At 61.5% G+C, this 25,126-nt stretch carries 19 protein-coding genes and 1 tRNA gene; 12 read left to right on the forward strand and 8 right to left on the reverse strand.

The annotated features are described in order from the left end of the window. Positions 1–50 precede the first annotated feature (50 nt). Positions 51–662 (reverse strand): LysE/ArgO family amino acid transporter, encoded by a 612-nt coding sequence (locus tag BW995_RS08330; RefSeq protein WP_245821355.1) that lies wholly within the window; start codon positions 660–662, stop codon positions 51–53. 102 nt (positions 663–764) lie between these two features. Here BW995_RS08330 and BW995_RS08335 point away from each other — a divergent pair, with 102 nt between their 5' ends. The 3 genes from BW995_RS08335 (at position 765) to BW995_RS08345 (ending at position 5,191) form a co-directional block, all read left to right on the forward strand. Next, positions 765–1,667: a LysR family transcriptional regulator ArgP gene (locus tag BW995_RS08335; RefSeq protein WP_076399754.1), complete on the forward strand. Its 903-nt coding sequence runs from the start codon at positions 765–767 to the stop codon at positions 1,665–1,667. Between the two features lie 78 nt (positions 1,668–1,745). Further along, entirely contained in the window at positions 1,746–3,092 is a 1,347-nt protein-coding gene (locus BW995_RS08340) for a sigma-54-dependent transcriptional regulator (RefSeq protein WP_076400396.1), read from the forward strand. After that, complete coding sequence (locus BW995_RS08345; protein WP_076399755.1) at positions 3,092–5,191, forward strand: cache domain-containing protein; 2,100 nt, start codon at positions 3,092–3,094, stop codon at positions 5,189–5,191. Before BW995_RS08340 ends, BW995_RS08345 begins: the two co-directional genes overlap by 1 nt. 269 nt (positions 5,192–5,460) lie before the next feature. On the opposite strand, the gene BW995_RS08350 is transcribed toward BW995_RS08345, so the two are convergent. The 4 genes from BW995_RS08350 to BW995_RS08365 form a co-directional block, all read right to left on the reverse strand. Continuing rightward, positions 5,461–5,643, reverse strand: coding sequence for a hypothetical protein (locus tag BW995_RS08350; protein WP_076399756.1), 183 nt, complete (start codon positions 5,641–5,643; stop codon positions 5,461–5,463). Positions 5,644–5,829: 186 nt separating this feature from the next. Then, positions 5,830–6,210 carry an Rcs stress response system protein RcsF gene (rcsF, locus tag BW995_RS08355; protein WP_076399757.1) on the reverse strand — a complete coding sequence of 127 codons (381 nt, stop codon included), beginning with the start codon at positions 6,208–6,210 and terminating at the stop codon, positions 5,830–5,832. A 364-nt stretch (positions 6,211–6,574) separates the two neighbouring features. After that, positions 6,575–6,651: transfer RNA gene (locus tag BW995_RS08360), tRNA-Arg, on the reverse strand. A 75-nt stretch (positions 6,652–6,726) separates the two neighbouring features. Further along, positions 6,727–8,109 carry a hypothetical protein gene (locus BW995_RS08365; RefSeq protein ID WP_076399758.1) on the reverse strand — a complete coding sequence of 461 codons (1,383 nt, stop codon included), beginning with the start codon at positions 8,107–8,109 and terminating at the stop codon, positions 6,727–6,729. A gap of 478 nt (positions 8,110–8,587) precedes the next feature. Here BW995_RS08365 and BW995_RS20770 point away from each other — a divergent pair, with 478 nt between their 5' ends. Beyond that, positions 8,588–9,373: an alpha/beta hydrolase gene (locus tag BW995_RS20770; RefSeq protein WP_175617027.1), complete on the forward strand. Its 786-nt coding sequence runs from the start codon at positions 8,588–8,590 to the stop codon at positions 9,371–9,373. 94 nt (positions 9,374–9,467) lie between these two features. Here the strand turns inward: BW995_RS20770 and leuA are convergent, their stop codons facing one another. Then, on the reverse strand, positions 9,468–11,174 hold the full coding sequence (gene leuA, locus BW995_RS08375) for a 2-isopropylmalate synthase (RefSeq protein WP_076399760.1): 1,707 nt from the start codon (positions 11,172–11,174) through the stop codon (positions 9,468–9,470). A gap of 691 nt (positions 11,175–11,865) precedes the next feature. Here leuA and BW995_RS08380 point away from each other — a divergent pair. The 5 genes from BW995_RS08380 (at position 11,866) to BW995_RS08400 (ending at position 19,138) form a co-directional block, all read left to right on the forward strand. Next, positions 11,866–14,754 (forward strand): sensor domain-containing protein, encoded by a 2,889-nt coding sequence (locus tag BW995_RS08380; RefSeq protein ID WP_076399761.1) that lies wholly within the window; start codon positions 11,866–11,868, stop codon positions 14,752–14,754. 286 nt (positions 14,755–15,040) lie between these two features. Further along, positions 15,041–15,340 carry a hypothetical protein gene (locus tag BW995_RS08385; RefSeq protein WP_076399762.1) on the forward strand — a complete coding sequence of 100 codons (300 nt, stop codon included), beginning with the start codon at positions 15,041–15,043 and terminating at the stop codon, positions 15,338–15,340. Between the two features lie 512 nt (positions 15,341–15,852). Continuing rightward, entirely contained in the window at positions 15,853–16,929 is a 1,077-nt protein-coding gene (locus tag BW995_RS08390) for an HD-GYP domain-containing protein (RefSeq protein ID WP_076399763.1), read from the forward strand. A gap of 135 nt (positions 16,930–17,064) precedes the next feature. Then, positions 17,065–17,769 carry a response regulator transcription factor gene (locus BW995_RS08395; protein ID WP_076399764.1) on the forward strand — a complete coding sequence of 235 codons (705 nt, stop codon included), beginning with the start codon at positions 17,065–17,067 and terminating at the stop codon, positions 17,767–17,769. 346 nt (positions 17,770–18,115) lie between these two features. Next, entirely contained in the window at positions 18,116–19,138 is a 1,023-nt protein-coding gene (locus BW995_RS08400) for an aspartate-semialdehyde dehydrogenase (protein WP_076399765.1), read from the forward strand. A 590-nt stretch (positions 19,139–19,728) separates the two neighbouring features. Here the strand turns inward: BW995_RS08400 and BW995_RS08405 are convergent. Further along, on the reverse strand, positions 19,729–20,322 hold the full coding sequence (locus BW995_RS08405) for a LysE family translocator (protein WP_245821357.1): 594 nt from the start codon (positions 20,320–20,322) through the stop codon (positions 19,729–19,731). A gap of 511 nt (positions 20,323–20,833) precedes the next feature. Here BW995_RS08405 and modA point away from each other — a divergent pair. The 3 genes from modA (at position 20,834) to modC (ending at position 23,526) form a co-directional block, all read left to right on the forward strand. Continuing rightward, positions 20,834–21,607 carry a molybdate ABC transporter substrate-binding protein gene (modA, locus tag BW995_RS08410; protein WP_076400397.1) on the forward strand — a complete coding sequence of 258 codons (774 nt, stop codon included), beginning with the start codon at positions 20,834–20,836 and terminating at the stop codon, positions 21,605–21,607. 126 nt (positions 21,608–21,733) lie between these two features. Continuing rightward, complete coding sequence (gene modB / locus BW995_RS08415) at positions 21,734–22,420, forward strand: molybdate ABC transporter permease subunit (protein ID WP_076400398.1); 687 nt, start codon at positions 21,734–21,736, stop codon at positions 22,418–22,420. Between the two features lie 11 nt (positions 22,421–22,431). Further along, complete coding sequence (gene modC / locus BW995_RS08420; protein ID WP_076399767.1) at positions 22,432–23,526, forward strand: molybdenum ABC transporter ATP-binding protein; 1,095 nt, start codon at positions 22,432–22,434, stop codon at positions 23,524–23,526. Positions 23,527–23,685: 159 nt separating this feature from the next. On the opposite strand, the gene BW995_RS08425 is transcribed toward modC, so the two are convergent. Then, a complete protein-coding gene (locus tag BW995_RS08425) occupies positions 23,686–24,564 on the reverse strand; it encodes a cell wall hydrolase (RefSeq protein ID WP_076399768.1) in 879 nt (292 codons plus the stop codon). Positions 24,565–25,126 lie beyond the last annotated feature (562 nt).

The raw sequence follows: 25,126 nt of genomic DNA on the forward strand, positions 1-25,126 counted from the left end.
GCAACAACACGGCAAGGCGGACTTCATTAAGATCGCTTAAGCATCGGCTCCTACAGCACCAGTTGCAGGGCAATCGCCGCCATCACCGCCGCGATACCGCCTTCCAGCAGTCGCCACGACAGCGGGCGGGCAAACACCGGCCGCAGGCGGGTTGCGCCATAACCAAGGGCAAAAAAGAACAGCAGCGAGGCCAGCGACGCCCCGGCGGCAAAGGAAAATTCATGGCCGGGATAGCGGGTGGAGATGGTCCCCAGCAGCATCACCGTATCAAGGTAGACATGCGGGTTCAGCCAGGTCAGCGCCAGACAGGTGATCAACGCTTGTTTCAAAGGAACCGCACTGCCCTGTTCGATCAGCAGGGCATCCGACGAGGTCAGTGCCGAATACAGGCTTTTCAGGGCATACCACAGCAGAAAAGCCGCCCCGCCATAGCGCATCACCGGGTCCAGCCATGGCAGCAGCGCCGCCACTTGCTGGAAACTGGTCACCCCCAGCGTGATCAGGATGGCATCGGACAGGGCGCAGGTCAGGCAGATGATGAACACATGTTCGTTGCGCAGTCCCTGCCGCAGCACAAAAGCGTTCTGTGCGCCGATGGCGACAATCAGGCTGAGCGAGGTGGACAGGCCGGTAACAGCCACGGCGAGAGAGGGCGAGAGCACGGGAGACTCCAGTATCAAACGAATGTTGCCTGCCGACCCTATCCACAGCATCCCATTCAGGATACTTAAAGATCCTTACCTGTCTTAAGGATGGCTTAAGAGATGCTCGACTATGCCGCACTGCGGGCAATGGCGGCGGTGATCACCACCGGCAGCTTTGACAAGGCCGCCCACAGCCTGAACGTCACCTCGTCGGCGATTTCCCAGCGGGTCAAACATCTGGAAGAACGTCTGGGTGTGCCGCTGATTGTGCGCGGCACGCCGTGTACGGCCACCGAAACCGGGGCCTGGCTGTGTCGCCATATGGATCAGATCGACCTGCTGGAACATGACCTGTTTCAGAACCTGCCAGCGCTGGCGCATTTGCAGACGCCTCTGCCACAGGTGACGGTGCCGGTGGCGACCAATGCCGACAGTCTGGGATCATGGTTCCTGCCCGCACTGGCTGAAGCCAGCGAGCGCAGCGGGCTGTTGTTCCGGGTGGCGGTCGATGATCAGGACCATACCGCCGACTGGCTGCGGCGGGGCGAAGTGCTGGCCGCCGTCACCAGTCTGGCAACGCCGATAACCGGCTGCCGTTTGTCATCGCTGGGGGTGTTGCGCTATTACGCCTCGGCCAGTCCGGCCTTCATCTCCCGTTATTTTCCCGATGGGGTGACGGTCGAGGCTCTGGCACAGGCTCCGGTGCTGACCTTTAACCAGAAAGACCGTTTACAGGAACAGTGGATGAGGCAGGCGATGGGGCAGGTGGTCCCCTATCGCACCCACTGGCTGCCTTCGACACAGGCGTTTGTCGATGCCAGCGTGATGGGGATGGGGTGGGGGATGAACCCGGCGCAACTGGCCGCCGAGCATCTGGCCAGCGGTCGTCTGCTGCCGTTGATCCCCGATACGCCGCTGGATATTCCCCTGTACTGGCAAATCAGCCGTCTGGCTGCCGACGGGCTGGCCGGATTGACGCAGGCGGTTCAGCGGGCGGCGCGGCGGGCGTTGCTGCCTGTCTGACTCCCTGTTTTAGAACCTGTTGTTACCGGTGGAATCTCTTTATGCTTCCCTACTCTTTGGCATGGTTTATTGGTGGTGATGGTGTCGGTTTCCCCGGTTGCAGACGCGTCGGTTCTGGTGGTGGACGACGAAGAAGGCGTGCGCAGTTTCCTGTCGCGCAGCCTGATCCGGCGCGGCTGGGCGGTGGAAACGGCGGGCAGCGCCGAAGACGGTGCAAAGCTGCTGGATGCCACCGCCTTTGACCTGATCATCCTTGATATCGCCCTACCCGGTAAGTCAGGTCTGGAATGGCTGCGCGAGCTGGAAGACGCCGGATTTGCCGGGGAAGTGATCCTGATCACCGCTTTTGCCGACATGAACACCGCCATTGATGCCCTGCGCGCTGGCGCATCGGACTTCGTGCTGAAGCCGTTCCGGGTCGAACAGATCGTCAATGCGGTGGACCGCTGCATGGAACGTGCCCGGTTGGCACGGGAAAACTTTGTCCTGCGCCGTCAGTTGGGACAACTGGAGACCCCGGACTCCCGGCTGGACGAGATCGTCGGCCCGTCTCCGGCGATGGCCCGGCTGCGGGCGCTGGTGCAGCGGGTGGCGCCGACGCCATCGACGGTGCTGATTCAGGGCGAATCCGGGGTGGGCAAGGAACTGGTGGCGCGGGCGCTGCACCAGTTGTCGCCGCGTGCGGCCTTGCCCTTCGTGGCGGTGAATTGCGCCGCCATCTCCGCCGACATCATCGAAGCCGAGCTGTTCGGCCACGTCAAAGGCGCGTTCACCGGAGCGCGGGAGGCGCGCAAGGGGCTGTTTTACTACGCCCACGGCGGGACGCTGTTTCTCGACGAAATCGGCGAGCTTCCGGCACCGTTGCAGTCCAAGCTGTTGCGGGTGCTGGAAGAACGGCGCATCCGCCCGGTCGGCAGTGAACAGGAAGTTCCGGTTGATGTGCGGGTGATCGCCGCCACCAACCGCGACCTGAAAGCCGAAGTGGCGGCGGGCCAGTTCCGGCAGGACCTGTTTTACCGTCTGGAAGTGATGACCCTGACCGTGCCGCCCCTGCGTGAGCGGGTCGAGGACGTGCCCGATCTGGCGGCCCTGTTCATGAAGACCGTTTCCGAGCAATTGCGCACACCGCCGTTACCGCTGACCGCCGAGACCACACAGGTGTTGATGCGCCATAGCTGGCCGGGGAACGTGCGCGAGCTGCGCAATTTTGTCGAACGGTCGTTGCTGTTCGGAGAATTCCCGCTGGAAGACCTGCGCTGCGGCGCCCGCGAGGCCGGCAGCGACAGCCTGTTGTTGAGCGAGGTCGAAAAGCGCCACATCCTGATGGTGCTGCGCCAGTGCGGTGGCAACAAGACCTGGGCCGCCGAGCTGTTGGGAGTATCGCGCAAGACCCTCGACCGCAAATGCACCGAATGGGGGGTGTGATGCCGCCGCCGTTGGGGTTGTGGCCATCCCTGCGGCTGGCCTTTGCCCGCTCGGTGCGTTTCAAGCTGCTGACGCTGGTGCTGGCGCCGCTGTTGCTGGGGGTGCCGGTCCTGCTGCTGATCGTTTGGCTGTGGGGCAGCCATGGCTATGACCAGATGCTGATCAGCAAGGTCGGCTCGGACCTCGGGACCGCTCGCCAGTATTTCGACCGCGTGCAGAACGATATCCTGCGGGTGGTCGAAGGCTTTGCTTCGTCGCACCGGCTGGTGCGTTCGATGGAGCAGGAAAATACCGAGCTGATCCGCGAGGCGCTGTCTGATGCCGCCGAGCGCGAGGGGCTGGATTACCTGTTGCTGCTCGATACTCAGGGACAGGTGCGCACCGGCACCGGCATTCCGCTCCGCCATGATCGGGCGGCATGGAAAACCGTGCGTGAAGCCCTGCGCGGTCGTCCGATGTACGGGCTGGAGGTGTTTAGCGCCGCCCAGTTGGCGGCGTTGAACCCGATGCTGCCGGACCGCGCCCGCATTGACCTGCTGCCCACCCGCAACGCCCGTCCCGATGAGCGCACCGCCGAAGATCGCGGCCTGATGATTCAGGTGGCGGCGCCGATTCTGGGGGCGCAAGGGGAACTGCTGGGGGTGGTCGAGGGCGGCATTCTGCTCAACCGCAACCTTGATATCGTTGACCATCTGAATGCGGTGGTCTATCAGGCGGCATCCTTGCCAACCGGCAGTCAGGGAACAGCGACCCTGTTCCTTGATGACGTGCGGATTGCCACCAATGTGCGCTTGCTCGGCGACCGGCGGGCGCTGGGCACGCGGGCGTCACAGGTGGTCTCTGACAAGGTGCTGGGCCATGGTGGAACCTGGCTGGGGTCGGCGTTCGTGGTCAACAGCAGCTATATTTCCGGCTATGAGCCATTGACCGATACCTCGGGCCAGCGGGTCGGGATGCTGTATGTCGGCTTTCTCGAAGCCCCGTTGCAGGCGTCGTTGTACTGGGGGCTGGCGTGGCTGTTTCTGGCTTTTGTGCTGGTGTCGGTGCTGGGAACGCTGGCCGATTTGCGCTGGGCGCGGGCCATCTTCCGGCCTCTCGAAAAGATGGATGCCATCATTGCCCGCGTGGCCTCCGGCGATGACAGCGCCCGTCTGGGACCAACTGCCCGGCAGGACGAACTGGGCCACCTGTCACGCGCCTTTGACCATCTGCTGGACGATCTGGCGGCCCGGCAGGCAGAGTTGCAGCGGTGGAATCAAGCGCTGGATCAAAAGGTTGCTGAACGAACCACCGAACTGGAGCAGGCCAACGCCACCCTGAAACGGGCACAACAGCATCTGGTGATGACCGAAAAGCTGACCGCCATCGGTGAACTGACCGCCGGTGTCGCCCACGAGATCAACAACCCGGTGGCGGTGATTCAGGGCAATCTCGACCTGCTGCGCGACGTGCTCGGCCCCGATGCCGAGCCGGTGCAGGAAGAGCTGCGCCTGATCGACCAGCAAACCCAGCGCATCCACGCCATCGTCACCAAGCTGTTGCGCTTTGCCCGCCCCGGCGACTATGCCGGCCATGCCGAAGACGTGACGGTCAACAGCGTCATCACCGACTGTCTGGTGCTGACCCGCCACAACCTGAACCGCGCGCAGGTGCGGGTGGAAACCCGGCTGGAGGCCACCGGCTGCGTCGAGATCAATCGCGGTGAAGTGTTGCAGGTGGTGATCAACCTGCTGGTCAACGCCCTGCACGCGATGGCCGAGGGTGGGGTGTTGACGCTGGAAACCGCCGACCTCCAGCACGACCCCGCCGACCCGGACAGCTTTGATGGCGCGGTGATCCGGGTACGCGACACCGGATCAGGCATCGCCCCCGCCGACCTCGACCGGATATTCGACCCGTTCTTTACCACCAAAAAGCAGGCCGGAACCGGGCTGGGGCTGTCGATCAGCTACGCCATCCTGCAACGCTATGGCGGGCGGATCACCGTTGACAGCATCCCCGGCGAGCAGACCACCTTCACCCTGTGGCTGCGCCGTCAGGCCGAGTACAGCGACAGCCCCAGCGCACCACTGTTTGCCGCCCGGTTCGAGGGGGAGTAGGGGGGTGCTGGGAGCAAAGGGGATGTGGAGCGCTGCTCCACACCTCGCCGGGGCCTTGAGGCCCCGGACCCCGTTTTGTTGAGGTTGGGGAAATGGGGGGATCGGTCCCCGGATGGTGCGAGTGGTGGTTTGCTATTTATCCTCAATTACCGTGCGCAGTGCGTTCAGATTGAAGCCGGAACCTCTCCCCCATCTTTCCAAAGGACAGTGCGACCAAGGTAAATCCTTGGCTTGAGCGGGGAACTTTCGGAATCAATTAGGCGAACCGGTTAATAACGCGCCTGAAACACCGGCTGTTGCCCAATGGCTCGTTGCCGGTCGTCCAGTTCTTGCAGCAAGGTACGCTTTTCAGGAGTCCGGCGCGCACCATCGTTCGCCGGAGCTTCGATCCCCAGCGCGGCTTTGCGTTGACTCAAGGCCGCGGCATAGTCGGCAAAGATGATGGTTTTCATTTCACCCAATCCTGCACGGTGCGCGTGCTGACACTCCCTGTTCGCACAGCTCTGTCCATCATAAAGCACTGCTCCACCGCCGACACCGCAACCCAGTAATTTGATATTCAAAGAGAAAACGGGGGTTCGGGGGCATTTTCCCCCGAATGGGTGCGGGCGATAGCCTGCCATTGACCTGCTATATATTTACCTTCGAACTTTTACCGCCGCCCCTTTGCAGGTCACGGTACTCCAACAAAGACGGCCATTATTATTTGGCCCTGTGTCATCGCAGGAATAGTCAAGTATGGCATTACCGCCCAAGCGCATGGTCATGATCTGCAACTGCTCGGTGGCATCCGCGCGGGACGGCGGTGGATCCAGTAGCAGGCGCTTGCAGGAGCTGGCCTCCACGGGGGCGATAAAGGCCATCTTGCCGGATTTGTCAGCGTCTACAGGAATAAGCTCAACCTTCCGTGCATCAGCCCGCTCTGCCGGATGGACCGTTTTCACATCCAGAATGTTCACATAGGGAGTGCAAGCGCCAAGGCCCACCAGCAATACAGAGAAAATCAAACGCTTGATCATTCACCCGGTCTCGGAAATCCATAGGTGGATGGTATGGTGCCAGCGCGACTCTGGATTGGCAAGTTTGATCCAGGACATCAGTTGGTATGCATCACTCTCTGTTCGAACAGGTTCGTCCATCATAAAACACGGCCCTGCCCCTCGCCGTGGCCTGCAGGCACCGGACACCATGGCTCTAAATCTTCAAAGAAAAAATGGGGCTCGGGGGCATTGGCCCTCGAATGGGTGCGGGCGATAGCCTGCCATTCCCTAAAGCAAATCCCGAGCAGATGGACACATCTGCGGCGACGTATTTGCTTATGTAACAAGTCATTAGAGCATTTATCGTGATCCTTGGAGACCGAGAAATGCTCTCATGAAAGAGTGGTGTCCCCGGCGGGATTCGAACCCACGGCCCCAGGATTAGGAATCCTGTGCTCTATCCGGCTGAGCTACGGAGACAACCTCCCCGCCTTATAGCAACAACAGCGGCGGGTTGAAAAGACTTTCTGTGGCGGTGCCGCAGATGGCTGCGGCCTAGCTGGACTGGCTGGCAATCAGGCGCTCGACGCGGGCGATGTTTTTCTGGATGACGTGGATGTTCCGGGTCATGCCAACCATGGTGTAAATTTCCAGCGCCTTGGAAAAGCATTCGGTGGCTTCGCGCAACTGGCTGACGTCGCCACTGCGCTTGCCCTGCGCAAAGCGGACGGCACCGATGTTGTTCATCACGTTGGCCCAGCGGCGGGGATCTTTGTCGCGGGACCAGATGCGGGTGGCGGCGGTGAAGAACATCACCGCCCGTTCGGCGATTTCGGCGTTGCCGGAAAATTCGGCGACCTGCCCCAGCAGGCTGCCGATGCCGGTTTGCAGGTCGGCCCAGCGGTCGGGGCGGGTGACCGAGGTCCAGACCTGCGCAGCCATGATGAACGCCTGCGCCCCTTCCTTCATGTGCGAGGTGTTGTTGCTGCGCTTGGACAGCCGTTGCAGGGCGCGGCCCAACTGGACGGATACCTGCGCACTTTCTTCCGGCAATTGCTTGTGCTGGTAAAACCGGGCGGCCTGACGCAGGGACTGGACGGCATTGGTCAGAGTGGTTTCGTCGGTATCGCCGTGCGACAGTTCGCTGAGGATATCGCCGTAATGCAGGCTGGCGGCGGCGCGGTTGGCGGGTGACAGGCTTTCGATGCTGCCGGGAGCAAGGCAGGTGCGCAGGATTTCCGAGGCACGCAGCAGGGTTGGGCGGTGGCCGGTGCGATAGGCCATTTCCGACATCATGGTGGCATAGAGGATGGCGGCACGGACCTTGCCGCCGACGGGCCAGGCGATGCCGCCATCCTGCAACACCAGATCGACGGCATTGATGGCGGTGCGCAGGCGGTCGAGGCGGTGTTTGCGGTCGTGGTCCGTGCTGAGTTGCAGGGCGGCCAACGCCCCGCCCAGCGCCAGATCGACGGTGGTTCCCGGCGGCACCGGCAGGTCGAGGGAGTCACCTGCCAGCAGCTCGCCAGAGGCAAATTCGCCTTCCATCTGGCGTGGCAAGAAGCGCAACCGCAGGGCGCGGCCATCGATGACTTCCCCCCACACCAGCACCTGACAGTCGCTGGACTCCAGCAGAGAGCGCCCCTTGTTGACGGCGGCGGCCAGCGACACTGGCACTTCCTCGCTGTCATCAACCGGGCCGATCGGAGAACTGGCCATCTGCACGATCAGGCCGCTGCGTCCACCAATGGCTTCGGCAACGCTTTGGGTCAGCGACAGGGTGGTGTCGTTGTAAAACGGCGCAACCAGAATGGCAAAGGCCGACGTTTTGGGGGCATCGGCGTTTACGGCTCGTTGCCCATCCGGGTTTCTGGCCTGGTTCTTGGCTGTAGTCGCCGGAGTCGACCATAACCGCAGCAGGCTATCCCAAAGCCCCATCCGTCCAATACCTCTTTGTCATTTTTACCGAAGAGCGAGGCTGATGCTGGCTCTCCGTGGTCTAACCATGATTGCTGTGTGTATACCATTGCTCCGCGCTGATTGCGCGAGAAACCGGTCGTTCTGTGTGCTCATCATGATCCGGGTGAGCAGGCGTCCCCATACTATTGATTTTGTGTCTGATGGGCAAGATTGCCTGTTTTGCGTGAAAACGATCTTTCCGATGATGGGTGGCAGGCTGGCGATCCGGACATTTCAGACCAGGGGGAGGGGGGGGCTCAGCGATGATCATCACAGGCCACAAAAGAATCATGCAAATCTTGCAGCCCTTTTGGATGATATCCGGGGTATGATGACGGCCTCGCCCGCGGTCGGCAATTCACGGGCTTCTCTCTTAACGGTGTGTGTGTCCTCTATGCCTCGTCTGGAAGTTCTCTCTGCCGTTCCTGCTGCATCTGCTGCGGGTGGGGCTCCGATATTGTTTGTTCATGGTGCTTTTTGTGGTGCCTGGGTGTGGCAGGAACACTTCCTGCCGTTTTTTGCCGAACGCGGCTGCCCGGCCTATGCCGTTTCCCTGCGCGGACATGGCACCAGCGAAGGCTATGCGACCCTGCGCGATGCCTCGCTGGCCGATTACATCGAAGACGTCCGTTCGACCGCTGCCGAGCTGGAGCAGGAGCACGGGCGCGCGCCGGTGCTGGTCGGCCACAGCATGGGCGGCATGGTGGTCCAGCGGGTGATCGAAGCCTATGACACCCGCGAGCTGATGCAGCACAAACGGGCCGCCGCCATGGTGCTGATGTCGTCGGTGCCGCCGGGCGGTCTGCTGGGGACCAGTTGGCACATGATGCTGAAGGACCCGTGGCTGTTCTGGCAGATGGGGGCGATTCAGGCATTCGGGGCCGGAGCGGCCACCGTGGACGGCGTGCATCGGGCGATGTTTACCGGCGATGCGCCGGTTGAACTGACCGCTGCCTATCTGAGCCGCCTGCAGGAAGAGTCCATGCGGGTGCAGTTCGACCTCAGCACCGCACCGTCGCCAGTCTCGACCAATGGCAAGGCGATCCCGACACTGGTGATCGGGGCGGAAGAAGACAACTTTGTCCCGGCGTGGATGGCGCAGACCACCGCCCGCCATTACACCGCGCCGTGCCACATTCTTCCCCGCGAAGGCCATGCGATGATGCTGAGCCACAAGTGGCCCGATGCCGCCGGGGTGTTGGCAGGCTGGCTGGCCGAACAGGGATTGTGCCCGCAGGAATAAGCCGCCACCCGCCCTGACAGCGTCAACCCAGAACGCAAAACGCCCCGGACGGTCATCCGGGGCGTTTTTTTTGTGTCGAATGGGCGGCAGGTCGTTATTTGTAACGGGCTCGCAGCGAGCGGTTGGCGGCGCTCAGGACGGCATGCAGGCTGGCCTTGACGATGTTGGTGTGGCGGCCAACGCCGAACAGCGGGCCCTTGTCATCGACGATGGTTTCCAGATAGCAGATGGCGTGGGCGTCAGCCCCCGAGCCAACCGAATGCTCGTGGTAGTCCAGCACCTGAATCTGAATGCCGAACGCGGCCTTCAGTGCGTTGACAAAGGCGTCAATCGGGCCGTTGCCAGTGCCTTCGACCTTGACCGACTCGCCGCCCTTTTCAACGGTGGCGACCAGGGTCCGCTTGCCGTCGCTGCCTTCGCTGCCGGTGACCGGGACGGTGGTGTATTCGACCAGACGCCACGGAGACTCTTCGGTGCCGCTGGTCAGGTAATCCGTTTCAAAGGCGTCCCAGATTTCGCCCGGGTTCAGTTCGCGCTCTTCGGTGTCGGTGATGCGCTGGATGGTTTCCGAGAACTCGATCCGCAGCTTGCGCGGGGTTTGCAGGCCGTGGTCACGTTCCAGAATATAGGCAACGCCACCCTTGCCGGACTGGCTGTTGATGCGGATCACCGCTTCATAGCCACGGCCCACGTCGGCCGGGTCGATCGGCAGGTAGGGGACTTCCCATTCCGCCTGATTCGACTTGCGCAGGGCGGCCAGACCCTTGGAAATGGCATCCTGATGCGAGCCGGAGAAGGCGGTATACACCAGTTCGCCAGCATAGGGATGGCGCGGGTGGACCGGCAGGCGGGTGCAATATTCCGATACCTCGACCAGCGAGGCGATGTTGGCCACGTCCAGCTTCGGGTCCACCCCTTGGGTGAACATGTTCAGCGCCAGCGTCACCACATCGACGTTGCCGGTGCGCTCGCCGTTGCCGAACAGGGTGCCTTCAACGCGGTCGGCTCCGGCCATCAGCGCCAGCTCGGCGGCGGCGACTGCCGTACCACGGTCGTTGTGCGGGTGAACCGAGATCACCAGCGCATCCCGGTTCTTGACGGTGCGGGCGAACCATTCGATCTGGTCGGCATAGATGTTGGGCGTCGACATTTCGACGGTGGCCGGCAGATTGATGATCAGCGGATTGTCGGGGGTGACGCCCAGGGCTTCCATCACCGCTTCGGTGATGCGGACGGCGAATGGCAGCTCGGTGCCGGTGAAGCTTTCCGGGCTGTATTCATAGCTTATTTTGGTGATCCCGGCCATGTCGGCGGCCAGCTCGCGGATCAGGCGGGCACCCTTCAGGGCGATGTCGATGATGCCGTCTTCTTCCAGCCCGAACACCACCCGCCGCTGCAGGGTCGAGGTCGAGTTGTACAGGTGGATGATGGCGTGCGGCGCACCCCGGACGGCCTCGAAAGTGCGGGCAATCAGCGATTCACGGCTTTGGGTCAGCACCTGAATGGTGACGTCCTGCGGGATGCGGTTTTCTTCGATCAGCATCCGCACAAAGTCGAAATCGGTCTGCGAGGCGGCGGGGAAACCGACTTCGATTTCCTTGAAGCCCATGGCGATCAGGGTATCCCACAGGCGCAGCTTGCGTTCCCAGCCCATCGGCTCGACCAGAGCCTGATTGCCGTCGCGCAGGTCAACGCTGCACCAGCGCGGAGCGGTGGTGATGGTGCGCGACGGCCATTGGCGGTCCGGCAGGGCGACGGGGGCGAACGGGCGGTACTTGGTGGTGCAATCAACAGTGTTCATCGGTTCACTCGATCTGAAAAGACGGGTCATCATGACGGAAGCAAAGCGGCGGGCGGCTGGCTGCAACAGTCGCCGGGGCACCGCTGACCCCGGCGACTGCTGGTAAGTCGTCGCAGGGCGTCAGCGCGGGCCCGGTGGCCGGGCGTCATGGAACAGGTCGCGGACGGACAGATGCCCCCCGGTGAAGGGGACGAAGCCGACGTGGACGGGAACAGGAACGAGAAAGACGAACAGAACACGGCGTGTCTCGGTACAAGCAGGCCGGCGGTGCGGGGAGTGCCCTGTGGGCGGAGATACAGACCGTCGGCGATCCTTGGGGGTATCCCGAGCCTATCGGGATACGGGCGAGCTTTTTCCCGGCGTCCTGATCAGGACACCGGGCTGATAAGGCCCAGAAGGAGGAATGGCCGGATGTGGCTGTTCATGTTCATGCCCGACACCATGACAGAGCTTTGTGCGAGAATCAACCGCCTTTCACGTCTGTTGCCAGAGAAAGCCGGTTGGGGATTGTGCGGGATAAATTATGGCTATGCCCTTATTGGACGCATTCGGCATGTTCGTGATCCGATTATACGAAAGCTCCCTTTGCATCCGGGGGCTTTTGTTCACACATTGGATTAACAAAATAGAGAGAGCTTGCACGTTATAAGAGCTTTGATGGTTTGGAACAGGCTCGTTCGGGAGTGCGGTTATGGGACGCTCTGTTGGAGATTCTGCCGGTTTTCCCCTGTGTTTGCCCACCTGGACCCGCCGGGCGTCGATGACCGATGCCACGGCGCAAGAGGTCGAGGCGTCTTCGTTGACGCTGCTTCTCCACACGGCGTTTGAGCATGCCCCCGACGGCATGGCCTTTGCATCGCTGGACGGTGTGTTGCTGACCGCCAACCGCAGCCTGTGTTCGATGCTGGGGCTGAGCGAGCCGGATGTTCTGGGGAAATCGCTGTTCGAGCTGCTGGAACCCCGCGCCGCCGAAGCCCTGAAAGCCCGCCTGTCGCTGTTGCAAACAGGGGCCCAGCGGACCTTCAGCCGCGATTGCCAGACCGTTGGCCGCATGGGGCGACCTTTGTGGCTGGGGCTGTCGGTGGCGGTGATGCGCGATGCCCAGGGGCAGACGGCGGGCGTGATCGTGCAGGCCCGCGACATCACCGACAGCAAGCAGGTCGAACGGGTGCTGCTGGCCAGTGACCGCCGGTTCCGCACCATTTTCAACGCGCTCAGCGAAGGCTTCATTGAAACGACCCCGGACGGAACGGTGGTGGACCTGAACCAGCCGCTGTGCCGGATGCTGGGCTACGGGCGCGAAGATCTGGTTGGCAAACAGATCTTCTTTGTGCTGGACGAGGCCAGCCGGGGGCGGATGCAACGGGCGCTGCTGGAACCGCAGGCCGGAGCACGATCCTATGAGGTCACCTTGTGCCGCAAGGATGGCGAAGGCATTCCGGCGCAGGTCCTGTCAACGCCGCTGACCGATGACAGCGGGGCGCTGCTGGGGATGATGGCGATCGTGCTGGATGTGCGGGAACGCAATCAGGCTTTGCAGGCCCTGCGCGACAGCGAACAGCGCAACCGGACGCTGGTCGAGGCGTTGCAGGACGGGCTGGTGATGATCCGCGATCAGCGGTTTCATTACGTCAATCCGCCGTTTGCCACCATGCTGGGCTATGCGCCGGGCGATTTGATCGGGGTGCCGGTCCGGCGCTTTTTGCTCGAACAGACAGACTATCTCCACGGCTTGCCGCAAGGGGAAGCCGAACTGACCTTTGTCGGGCAGGATGGTCGGCAGGTGGTGGCGCTGATCAACGGCGGTCTGGCGCAAGCCAGCGACCAGCCGGGGGGCCTGCTGATTGCCACCGTGCGCGATGTGACCGAACGCCGCCGCATTCAGGCCGAGGTGCGCAAGCTGTCGTGGGCGGTTGAACACAGCCCGGCCAGCGTGATGATCACCGACCGGTCGGGGCGAATTGAATACGTCAATCCGCAGTTCACCGCCGTCACCGGCTATCAAAGCGAAGAAGTTCTGGGCTGTTTGCCATCGATCCTGAAGTCAGAAGAAACGGCCAGTGACGTGCATCAGGGGCTGTGGCGCAGCCTGTCGAACGGCGAACCGTGGAGCGGTGAGTTCCGCAACCGGCGCAAGGATGGGTCGCTGTTCTGGGATTACACCTCGGTGGCCCCGATCCGCAATGAAAGCGGTGAGGTCACCCACTTCGTGGCGGTCAAGGAAGACATCACCGCCCGCAAGGAAGCCGAGCTGCGCACATGGCGGCGGGCCAACTTTGACGCGGTGACCGGCCTGCCCAACCGGGTGCTGTTCATGGACCGGCTGTCGCAATCGCTGACCCGTGCCCAGCGGAATGGCGAACCGGTGGCGGTGATGTTCATCGACCTTGATCACTTCAAGGCGGTCAATGACACCCTCGGCCACGAAGCGGGTGATGCCGTCCTGCGCGGGGTGGCCCGGCGTCTGGAAGAGTCCGTGCGCGACAGCGACACCGTGGCCCGTCTGGCCGGGGATGAATTCATGGTGATCCTGCCGTCTCCGGGCGATGAAAAGGATGTGACCATTGTCGCCGAACGGATTCTGGATGCCCTGCGACAGCCGTTTCTGGTCGATGGCGACAAGGAGGCCTACATCGGCGGCTCGGTGGGGATTGCGCTCTATCCCGAAGACGGCACCGACCCGCACGCCCTGATCCGCAGCGCTGACCATGCGATGTATCGCTCCAAGGATGGGGGGCGGAACTGCTACCAGTTTTTTACCGCCGAGATGAACCGGGTGGTGGAAGCCCGCATCCAGCTGGAAAACGACCTGCGGCGTGCGGTGCAGGGGGGCGAATTTGCCGTCCATTTCCGACCGGTGTTCAATCACCATCAGCGGTCGTTGCAGGCGGCGGCGGTGACGGTCCAGTGGGCGCATCCGGTGCAGGGGATTCTACCGGCGGACTCGTTCTGGGCGGTGGCCGAAGAGATCGGGGTGGTGGCCGAACTGGGAGACCTGATGCTGCGGCGGGCCTGTGTGCAGGCGGCTGTCTGGCGGGACAGCGGCTATCCGTTCCTTGGGGTGATTGTGCCTGTTTCATCGCGGCAACTGTCGTCATCGCCGTTCATGGAAGCGGTCGATCTGGCGCTGGAGCGATCGGGGCTGGAGGCGTCGGCCCTGTCACTGGCGATCCCCGAAGAGGTGTTGTTAAAGCTGACCCCGGTCAGCGAAGCGGCCTTGATGGCGCTGGCCGCGCGGGGGATACGGGTGATCGTGCAGGGCTTTGGATCGGGCTATGCCGGTTTGCATCAGCTCCGGCGATTCCCGTTTGCCGGAGTTGAGCTGAGCGACTCGGTGGTGCGCAGCATTGCCGAAGACCACGACGGGGGCATGATTGCCGAAGCGGTGATTGCGATGGCCCACAAGATGGGGCTGGCGGTCACGGCACGCATTCCGAGCCGTTTTCAGGGGGTTGGCGCGTTGCTGACCACCTATGGCGACTGGTTCGAGGGTGTGGTGTTGCCGGATACCTTGTCCGGGGCTGATTTCGAGGATGTGCTGGAAGCGCGTGGAGCACCGGTCCTGCCAGCGGGTTTGTGACGGGCACAAGGGGGGTTTTTGCCCCGCCTCCTGTGCGATGCGGAGGTGAAAAGCTGACCAGAAACAACGGGTTTTCGCCTTTGGTGAGCAGGTGCGGTCGTCTGTGTGCGGATGCAGTACATGCCTTTGATTTTATGGAATAAAAATGACTTCACCATAGAAAATATCAGGTTTCTGCGATATACTGAGCGGGTTGATGTGATCTTGCTGTCATCCGTTTTCTCAGGCCCTCTTCCCTTCGTCGTGCTGTGCTTCGGCGTCCAGGGCCTTTCGTCAGGAGGCCGCCATGTTGACCATTCAGGATTGTCTCGACCTGTGCGAACTGGACATCGATGAAGTCCTTGCCATCGCCCATCACGAACACCTGCCCGATATCGTTGCCATTGAAAAAGCTCATGCCTTGCTGAAGGAATCGTGGGGAGCCCCGGCGATCCGCCAGATGATCCTTGACGAGGTGCATGTGTGTGTCGAGCGTGGTGATTGCAGCGAGGCCGCCAAGGCGCTGGCGCTGCTGAACAGGACGTTCGTGGCCCATCCGGGTGGAGTTGACCGGCGCAGTGTGCCGCATCAAAGCCACCATCACTGAAAAAGTATCCCTGAAAGGGAAACGCTGGTCTTTCGGCTTGATCATGTGACAGAACAAGACGATAGACGGCTTTTCAGAGTGACTGTAAGCCCCCCGGATGCTCATCCGGGGGGTGTTTTTATGGCGATTGCGCAGGGTTTATTTGATGAAAACCGTTTATTGTCAGATGGTTGTTCTGTTGTGATGAACTGATGTTTATGTGCGGTTTATACTCTATCTATGGGCGATATATCTTTTGTCTATCTCGGTGATGTAGTGCATCTTTGCTCGTTTGCGGGTAGAGTGGCCGCACTTCTTCCCTGTTTTGTCATGACCGGCGACAGCCTTTCAGGCGGGAAGAAACGACGGTGTAAGAGGAGGCTCCCCTGACGGCTGACCTTGGAATTCTGCGGGATGATGTCACGGCCCGGCTGCGCTCTGCCGACCGGGCGGCAGGTCGCCTGCGCAATGATCCGTTGGTCTCGGACAGTGGAGATGTGCGCTCGCTGCGTCCCGGGCGGGTGGCCAGAGTGATGATTCTGGATGGCGAACGCGAACATCGCCACGAGATGGTGGTGGCCCTCCATGCCTGCTATGACGTCGAAGATTATCTGGACGGTCGGTTGGCGCTGGATCGGGCCTATACCCTGCGGCCAGACCTGATCCTGATTGACGAAAATGTCGGCCCGGATGGCGGATTACAGGTTATCCACAGCCTGGTGCGTGATCCGCTGCTGCGGGAAATTCCCTTTATCTGTACTACTGCTGTGGTGGATACCGGCTTTGCCACCGAAGCCTTGCGGCTGGGGGCCCGGCAGGTTCTGCGCAAGCCGTTCCGGGTGGGAGTGTTCTTGCAGGCGGTGTCCTCGACGCTCAATCGCCGCATCGAAGACAGTTGGGAAGAGCTGGAACCGGTCCAGCGGGACGCCCTGCGCAATACCCTGTCGGTCTTTAACGGCATCGCCGATACCCTGTCAGGGACCGCGGAATTACCGTTCCGGCAGGTCAAGGCCGGATGTGCCTCGCTGGTCGAGGCGGTGACCAATGCCCACTTCCGCGACGTGCTGTCGGGGGTGCGCGATTATGACAACTACACCTATGCCCACTCCTTGCGGGTGGCAACCTTTCTGGCTGTTTTTGGCCATGGAATCGGGCTGCGGGACAATGACCTGATGGTGCTGACCTCGGGCGGGCTGATGCACGATGTCGGCAAGATCGGCATTCCCCACCGCATTCTGAACAAGCCCGGACGGCTGGATGATGGCGAATGGCACATCATGCGCAGCCATGTGACGCGCACCGCCGATGTTCTGCGCTCGTGCATCGGTGTTCCCAACGGGGCTCTGGTGGTGGCTGAACAGCATCATGAAAAGCTGGACGGAACGGGGTATCCCAACGGCCTGAAAGGCACCCAGATCAACAATCTGGCGCGGATGGCCGCGATTTGTGATGTTTTTGGGGCTCTGACCGACCGCCGGGCTTACAAGGCACCGATGCCGGCCGAAAAGGCTTTGACCATCATGGTCAATATGGGGCAGGCCCTCGACCCTTATCTGTTGCGTCTGTTCCGGGACATTCTGCTTGATCAGGGAGATCAGCTTGAGCTGTAGGGAAGGGCGACAGGCGGCACCCCCTCAGTATGATCTTGCTGGGTCTTGATATTCTACGGTAAAACAGCGGGTGGACAGTTGGCGGTGTAACTGCCGTGTCTGCTCGGGCCAGCGCAACAGGGAAGCAATCAGAGAATGGGTGATCAACCGCACGTCCTGGTGGTCGAAGATGATCCGGCGACCCAGGCTCTTCTGGGGGCATATCTCAATGACGCTGGATACAAGGTCAGCGCCGCCGCAACCGGCGAAGCAATGCGGTCGATTCTGGCAAAAGCCTCGGTCGATCTGGTGTTGCTGGACCTGAACCTGCCCGATGCCGATGGCATTCAACTGGCCCATGGGCTGCGCAAGCAGTCGCGGACGCCGATCATCATTGTTTCGGCCCGTTCCGAAACGCGCGACCGTATCACCGGGCTGGAACTGGGGGCCGACGATTACGTCACCAAGCCGTTCCATCCGCGTGAGCTGGTGGCCCGTGTGCGCAATGTGCTGGGGCGTCTGGATGTGCGCAAGGAAGAACAGCCGGGGGTGGTGTACCGCTTTCAGGGCTGGCAGCTTGATTTGCTGTGGCGTCGCCTGATTGATCCCAAGGGCGAGCAGGTGTCGATGACCGGCACCGAATTCGACCTGTTGGCGGTGCTGGTGGCCCGCGCCGGGCAGCCGCTGACCCGTGACCAGTTGCTGGAAGCAACCGGAGCGCCGGGGCGTCCGGTCAATGATCGCTCCATTGATACCCTGATTTCGCGTGTGCGTCGCAAGCTGGGCGATACACGAGGTGGTGTGCGGATGATCGAAACCTGCCACGGCCACGGGTACCGTTTTTCGTGTGACGTTGAATAGAGCATTGTGCGAAAAGTGGGAACCGGTTTTCGCAACAACAATGCGGCATTGAAAAACCAGCATTGTGCGAAAAGTGGAAACCGGTTTTCGCAAAAACAATGCGACAGAACAGAAGGATAGGGCAGCGTGCCTGCGTCCGGTTTAACGCACGCTGCTCTAGGCTGCTGTTGTGCGGCTTTCCACCAACCAGCGCGCCCGCAGATCCTTCTGGGGCGCGCTGTTGCTTTTCCGGCCACTGACGACGATATAACCGGTTCCCGTTTTTTCCGTGATGCTTTAAAGGATCGTGCGAAAACGGGCAACCAATGGTCCCGTAATGGGTTATGACACAAGGAGCTGTCCTCCAATGGAATTTCGGATTGCTGTTGCCGGGGCCTCTGGCCACATTGGCCATGAGGTCCTCAACGTGCTGTGCGAGCACGAGGTGCCGTTTTCCGACGTTACGGCGCTGGCTTCGTCGGCGTCCAAGGGGATGGAAGTCTCGTATGGCGAAGACGATCTGCTGAAAGTCCACGGCCTTGAAGCCTTTGATTTCAAAGGTACCGACGTGGTGTTCTTTGCCACCGATGCCAAGACCGCTGCCAAATATGCCCCCAAGGCAACCGCTGCCGGATGTACGGTGATTGACCTGTCCGGTCAATTCCACATGGAACCCGGCGTGCCGCTGGTGGTGCCAGAGGTCAACGGCGATAGCCTGGCCGACTACCAGAAAAAGCACATCGTTGCCAATCCGCGCGCAGTCAGCATCCTGCTGGCGCTGTGCCTGAAGCCGCTGCACGAGGCGGCGGTGATCAAGCGGGTGGTGGTGGCGACCTATCAGGCGGCTTCGGCGCAGGGCAAGGCCGGGATGGACGAGCTGTTCCGCCAGACCCGTGGCGTCTATGTCAACGAATCGCCCGCCGACAGCAAGGAAGTCTACCCCAAGCAGGTGGCATTCAATGTCATTCCGCAGATAGACAATTTCCAGGACGACGGCTCGACGCGGGAAGAATGGGCTCTGGCCGCTGAAATCCGTAAAATCGTCAGCCCGGATATCGCCGTGCAGGCCACCTGCTGCACCGTGCCGGTGTTCATCGGCTATGGCATGGCGGTGACCATCGAAACGGAAAACCCGCTGAGTGACAAGCAGGCCCGTGACCTGCTGCGTCAGGCGCCGGGGCTGTCGGTGGTTGATCACCGGGTGGAAGAGGGCTACGTCACCCCGGCCGAAGTTCCGGGCGAAGACCCGGTGTTCGTGTCGCGCATTCGCCGTGACCCGACGGTTGAAAACGGTCTGGCCTTCTGGTGTGCCGGGGATAACCTGCGCAAGGGCGCGGCCCTCAATGCGGTGCAGATTGCTCTTACCCTGCGCGATGAGTATATCGACTAGAGCAGGGGGGGCGTTAAATGTGACGCCACAGGACACGACAGTTTGAAAAAAAAAGAGCGGGCGGTAGCCCGAACCCCCATTTTCTCTTTTATGATCAAAGGAATGGGGTCTGGGGCCGACTGGCCCCAGCGAGGTGTGGAGCAGCGCTCCACGTCCTTGCTTCCTTACTGTCGTGCCCTGTGACGGGAACCATGCTCACTTTTGCCTTGTGTGCAGGGCGGTCTGCGCATTTTGCGGCTAGACCTGCATTTTGCAACGCGCTTCGCGGTTTCGCCCGGCCATACAGAAAGGGTGAGATCGAGGTGTCTTTTGCAATCATATGAATTCATTCAATATTTATTTTAACCGGAAACCTGGCACGCTACCTGCTTAGTGTATTGGCGTAAGGGTGCCTCCCCTTAAGTCCCGCCTCCGGGTGTTGCTGTTGCGTGGATTTCCCCCTGTTTGCCACGCCAAGGTGCCCAGACAAATTGCTGTTTGTCTGGGACGGTCCCACCTTGACCCAGCGCTCCTCGGGCGGCCTGCGTGGCCATCGGTCTGGATAGCTTCCCCCCCCCCTGTCTTATCCAGCCGGTGGCCACGCCCATTTTTCACCACCACACACTCAGCAGAATGCCAACGGCGGACAGCACCAGCAGCCCGCCGGATGCCTGATTCAGATGGGATAGCCAGCGTTCGGTAAAGCGGTGCCGAACGGCACTGGCCAAAGCTGACAGGGTGAGCCACCACAGGGCCGAGCCTATGAACACCCCGATGATCATCAAGGTGCTGTGCAGCGGATCATCGCCGGGATGAATGGCCCCCAGTGAGGCAAAGACCGCCATAAAGGCCAGAATTGTTGCCGGGTTGGTCAGGGTGATCGACAGGGTGACGGTAAAGTCCTTCAGCAGCCCGAGATGGGCCGCTCCCTCGGCGCAGCGCAAGGTTGGCGGCGGGGATTTCCACGCCCGCCAGCCCAGCACCAGCAGAAAGACTGCCCCGATGATGCTGAGGGGGTCGCGGTAGCGCATCAGGAAATCGGAAATCAGCGTCAGGCCAAGCCCGGCAACCGCACCATAAAAGGTATCGGCAACCGCAGCCCCCAGTCCGGCGATGAACGCCGCCCCCCGGCCATCGGCGAGCGCCCGGCGGATGCACAGCAGGCCGACCGGACCAACCGGGGCGGCAATGAGAAAGCCGACCACCAGCCCTTTAAGGAGATACAGAATGGCAACGGCTCCTGCTGTTGGCGTCCTGATGGCGCGTCAGTGTCACGCCTTGGCGTCGATGGTTTAAAGCATTGCATGAAAAGTGGGAACCGGTTTTCGCAAAAGCAATGCGATGGTTCGGGCGGGGCGGGTGCTTGCAGAAGGTGCTTGTCTATTTATTGGGCAGTTTTTGAGAATGACTATTTTTTGGGGTTTGCAAGGGTGCGGCAGGCTGCTACCGTGTCATTCGTTATATCCAGATGAATACCATTTTCACTGGGCTATAACGACGTGCTTTCCCCCTTGTGTATCCGTATGGCCTACCCGGATGCCCAAGGGGGAAATCCCATCCAAAGGGGTCGGGCTGACCGTGCGCCGCGCTGACGCGGCCAGGGGAGGGCCCGAAAGATCGTGTCATGATGCAGAGGGGGAGTTTGTAATGCGTCATCTTTTTTCACGTCTGATCACACCTGCCGTTCTTCGGTCGTCTGAAACCCTGCGTACAGCGATGGCTGTGACCCGTCGGGCGGCTCTGTCCGGTGCCGTGGCCCTGCTGGCGGTGGCGGCACTGCCGTTGTCGCAGGCCCATGCGGCGACCACTGTTTTTGCGGCGGCGTCGGCCACCGACGCCCTGAACGACATCATGGCCGCCTACAAGGCGGCTTCGGGCAAAGAGGTTATCGCCTCCTATGCCTCGTCTTCGACGCTGGCCCAACAGATTGAGCAGGGCGCTCCGGCGTCGGTGTTCCTGTCGGCCAACACCAAATGGGCCAAGTATCTGGATGACAAGAAGCTGCTGGAACCGGGCAGCATGGTTGACCTGCTGGGCAACGAACTGGTGATGATCGCCCCCAGCGATTCCAAGGCCAAGGTGACCATCTCCAAGGACATGGACCTGGCGGGCCTGCTGGGCGATGGCCGTCTGTCGGTTGGCGACCCGGACCATGTGCCGGTCGGCCAGTATGCCAAGGGCGCGCTGACCTCGCTGGGGCTGTGGGCGGTGGCCGAGCCGAAGCTGGCGCGCGCCAGTGACGTGCGTGGTGCTCTGGCGCTGGTTGAGCGTGGCGAAGCGCCGTTGGGGATCGTCTATTCCACCGATGCGGCAGTGAGCAAGGGGGTGAAGACCGTCGCCACCTTCCCGCAGGAAAGCTATGAAAAGATCGTCTATCCGGCGGCGCTGGTCAAAGGGGCCGATGCCGATGCCAAGGCGTTTTACAGCTTCATGACCTCTTCGCCGGTGGCAAAAGAAATTTTTGCCAAGTACGGTTTCAGCACGAAATAAGGTGATTCGGGGGAACGTGCTCCGGGACTGAGATCAAGGCACCGTGCGGCCCTTTGTGACCGCACGGTGCCTTGTCGTTCGTGAGGATGCCAGAAAAAGGGGAGAGCTGAGGCAGTGGATGGACTGATGCTCAGTGATTATGAAGTGGCGGCACTGGTGTTGAGCCTGAAGGTGTCGTCCATTGCCGTCGGCGTCAGCCTGCCGTTCGGGGTGTTCTTTGCATGGCTGCTGGCCCGGTTCCATTTTCCGGGGAAAACCGTGCTGGATGGGCTGCTGCATCTGCCGCTGGTCTTGCCGCCGGTGGTAGTCGGCTATGGCCTGCTGGTGGCCTTTGGCCGTCGGGGGGTGATTGGCAAGCTGACCAATGACCTGTTCGGCTTTACCTTTGCCTTTACCTGGCAAGGGGCGGCGCTGGCGGCGGCGGTGATGTCGTTTCCGTTGATGGTGCGCGCCATGCGGCTGTCGATGGAGCAGGTGGACCGGGGACTGGAACAGGCGGCCCGGACGCTGGGCGCATCGCCGTTGCGGGTGTTCTTTACCATCACCCTGCCGCTGGTGGCTCCGGGGGTGCTGACCGGGGTGATTCTGGCCTTTGCCCGCTCGTTGTCCGAATTCGGAGCCACCATCACCTTTGTCTCGAACATTCCCGGTGAAACGCGGACCCTGCCGTTGGCCCTTTATACCTTTACCCAGATTCCGGGAGGTGCCGATCAGGCGTTCCGGCTGTGCGTCATTTCGGTGATTCTGGCCATGCTGGCGTTGCTGGCGAGTGAAGTGATGGCCCGGCGCATCCAGAAACGTCTGGCGGGATAAGGAAGCACATCATGCTGACTGTCGATGTGACCCGCACTCAGGGGTCTTTTCAGATCGAATGCGCCTTTTCGTCGGCTGCGGCGGGCATTACCGCCCTGTTTGGACCATCCGGGTCCGGCAAGACCAGTGTCATCAACATGGTGGCCGGTCTGACGGTGCCGGATGGCGGCAAGATCATGATCCATGGCCGTCCGGTGGTGGATATCTCCGCCGGGGTGGTGCTGCCGATGGAACGCCGCCGGATTGGCTATGTCTTTCAGGACGGGCGGCTGTTCCCCCACCTGACGGTGATGGGAAACCTGCGCTATGGCATGGGGCTGACACCGGCGGCGGAACGCTCCATCCCGTTGGATGCGGTGATTGAGCTGCTGGGAATCCGTCATTTGCTGGATCGCCGCCCGGCAAAGCTGTCCGGGGGGGAAAAGCAGCGGGTGGCCATTGGGCGGGCGTTGCTGACCAGCCCACACCTGCTGTTGATGGACGAGCCGCTGGCGGCACTGGACAGCAACCGCAAGGACGAGGTGTTGCCCTTCATTGCCCGTCTGCCGCGCGAGTTTGACATTCCCATCCTGTATGTGACGCACTCGATGGACGAAATCCTGCGGCTGGCCGATCTGCTGGTCCTGATGGAGCAAGGGCGTTCGGCGGCGGTGGGCACGGTCGAAGACTTGCTGAACCGCCCCGATCTGCGCCACTTGACCGGGCGCCATGAGCCCGGTGCGGTGTTGCAGGGGACGGTGGTGGCCCACGAAGAGCGGTATACCCTCAGCCGTCTGATGACCAGAGCCGGGCCGTTGCTGGTGCCACGCCTTGATCTGGCCGAAGGGACGGCGGTGCGTGTTCGCGTTCTGGCGCGCGACGTGTCGCTGGCGGCGGAACGTCCGATCGGGTTGTCGGTCCAGAATGTCTATCGCGGCACCATCAGCAGTCTGGTGGACGCCGAAGGCCCCTATGTCGATGTCCACCTTGACTGTCAGGGGGCGCCGATGATGAGCCGGGTGACCCGCCGGGCCGTTGCCGAACTGGGCATCGAGCAGGGGCGGACGGTGTATGCGATGGTCAAGGGGGTCTCGATTGCCCGCGGTGCGGTGGGCGAGCGGCCATAAGGCAAAAAGCGGGCCTCGCCGACTTTGCCGGAGAGGCCCGCTTTTTGCGTAATAATTTAGAGCAGCGTGCGGTAAACCGGACGCAGGCACGCTGCTCTAACCTTTTATTCTGTCGCATTGTTTTTTGCGAAAACCGGTACCCACTTTTCGCACAATGCTCTAGTCGCCGCTCGGAACCGTCACGTCCGGCTTCGGGCTGACGGCGGCCATCTGTAGATGTTCACCGTCATGGTAAAAGACATGGCCGCCAATCTGGCGGGTGCGGACGATGGTGCCATCCCACTGCGGTTTCAGGCTTGCCATGTGGAACCACAGGGACCCGTGGGTCGGGTCGTCGATCGCATCGCCGCCAAACAGGACTGCGGCGGCCAGCAGCAGGGAGTCCCGCCAGGCGTCATCGTTGGCCGGAACATCGGACTGGCCATCACAATGCCACGAGAACTGGCAGGATTTGGGGCCACCAGCCACGGCGGCCTTTTTCTCCGTTACCACCCCGCAGACGGTGCGGGGGAAACGGCTGTCCCTGGTCCGGTTCATCACCACTTTGGCAACGGCCATCCGGCCTTCCAGCGTCTCGCCCCGGGCTTCAAAATAGTCGTTCATCGCAAGGCACAGCAGGGCCTTTTGACCACCGGGGATGCCGTCCAGCGTCATGGACAGGTCGTCGGGGATGGTCACCTCGGCGGTCAGGCCCTTGTCTGCCAGCGGAGAGGGCGCGGCCTTTTCCCGGTTGGCGCGCGTTTTCTGGCTGTCGTCGCCGTTATCGTCGTCGCTGTCTTCGTCGTTATTCAGGCTTTGTGGAGCCGGTTCGGTCTTTTCGCGCGCAGGAGCCTCAAGGTGCCCGGTGCCATCCGGCGACCAGCGGACCTTGATGATCTGATCTGTTGCCTGTTCCCCGCCGGTGGCTGCGCGGGCGGCGCCTGCCGTGGCTGTAGCACCTTCGATGCCTGCTCCGGCATGGGCGGGGGTGAACGCGGCGGGAACCGCACTTGTCGCGGTGACAGCGGCGAACAGCGCGGCGGCATGGAGCGTCCTCATCGGGCGGCCTCCTGTCATCGTTTGTTTCGTCGTTGTAATCAACGTCGTCTATGAGCCAACCCAAGCGTCTATCGGCAATAACCGCACACCCCGTATACAAACGAGGCTCTGGACCAGAAACAGACCTTGAGACTGAACAGGGTGGATTTCCCTCGATCGCACCCTTTGTGCTGCCCTTAACCCACAGCCACTTTCGGTCTGTGAGAGGATCGCAAGGGGCGCATCACGCCACCACTTACGATCCGGTCGCCTTTACACACCAAGGCTCGCGCAGCGCATTTCGTTGCTCCTTGATTTGCGCATCCTGCGCCCAAGCGCAAGTACTTTGTTGCTTCCGGCCGGCAGAAAAATCACCTGCCACCTGATGAAAACGGTTTAACGGCATGCTTTGTAATGATAAATTATTTTCTTCCCACTATAGTGAATCGTCTATCTGAAGACATGTATTGATCCCCGTTTATGGGGTTTCTGCGCCTGTGAGCAACGATTCGATCCAGCATCGTGGCCCGCGTCGCCCCCCATAGGCTGCCTGTTCATCGCCTCTGTACCGGGGCGGCGGACT

Source organism: Insolitispirillum peregrinum, from assembly GCF_900156605.1.
Taxonomy (GTDB): Bacteria; Pseudomonadota; Alphaproteobacteria; order Rhodospirillales; family Rhodospirillaceae; genus Insolitispirillum; species Insolitispirillum peregrinum.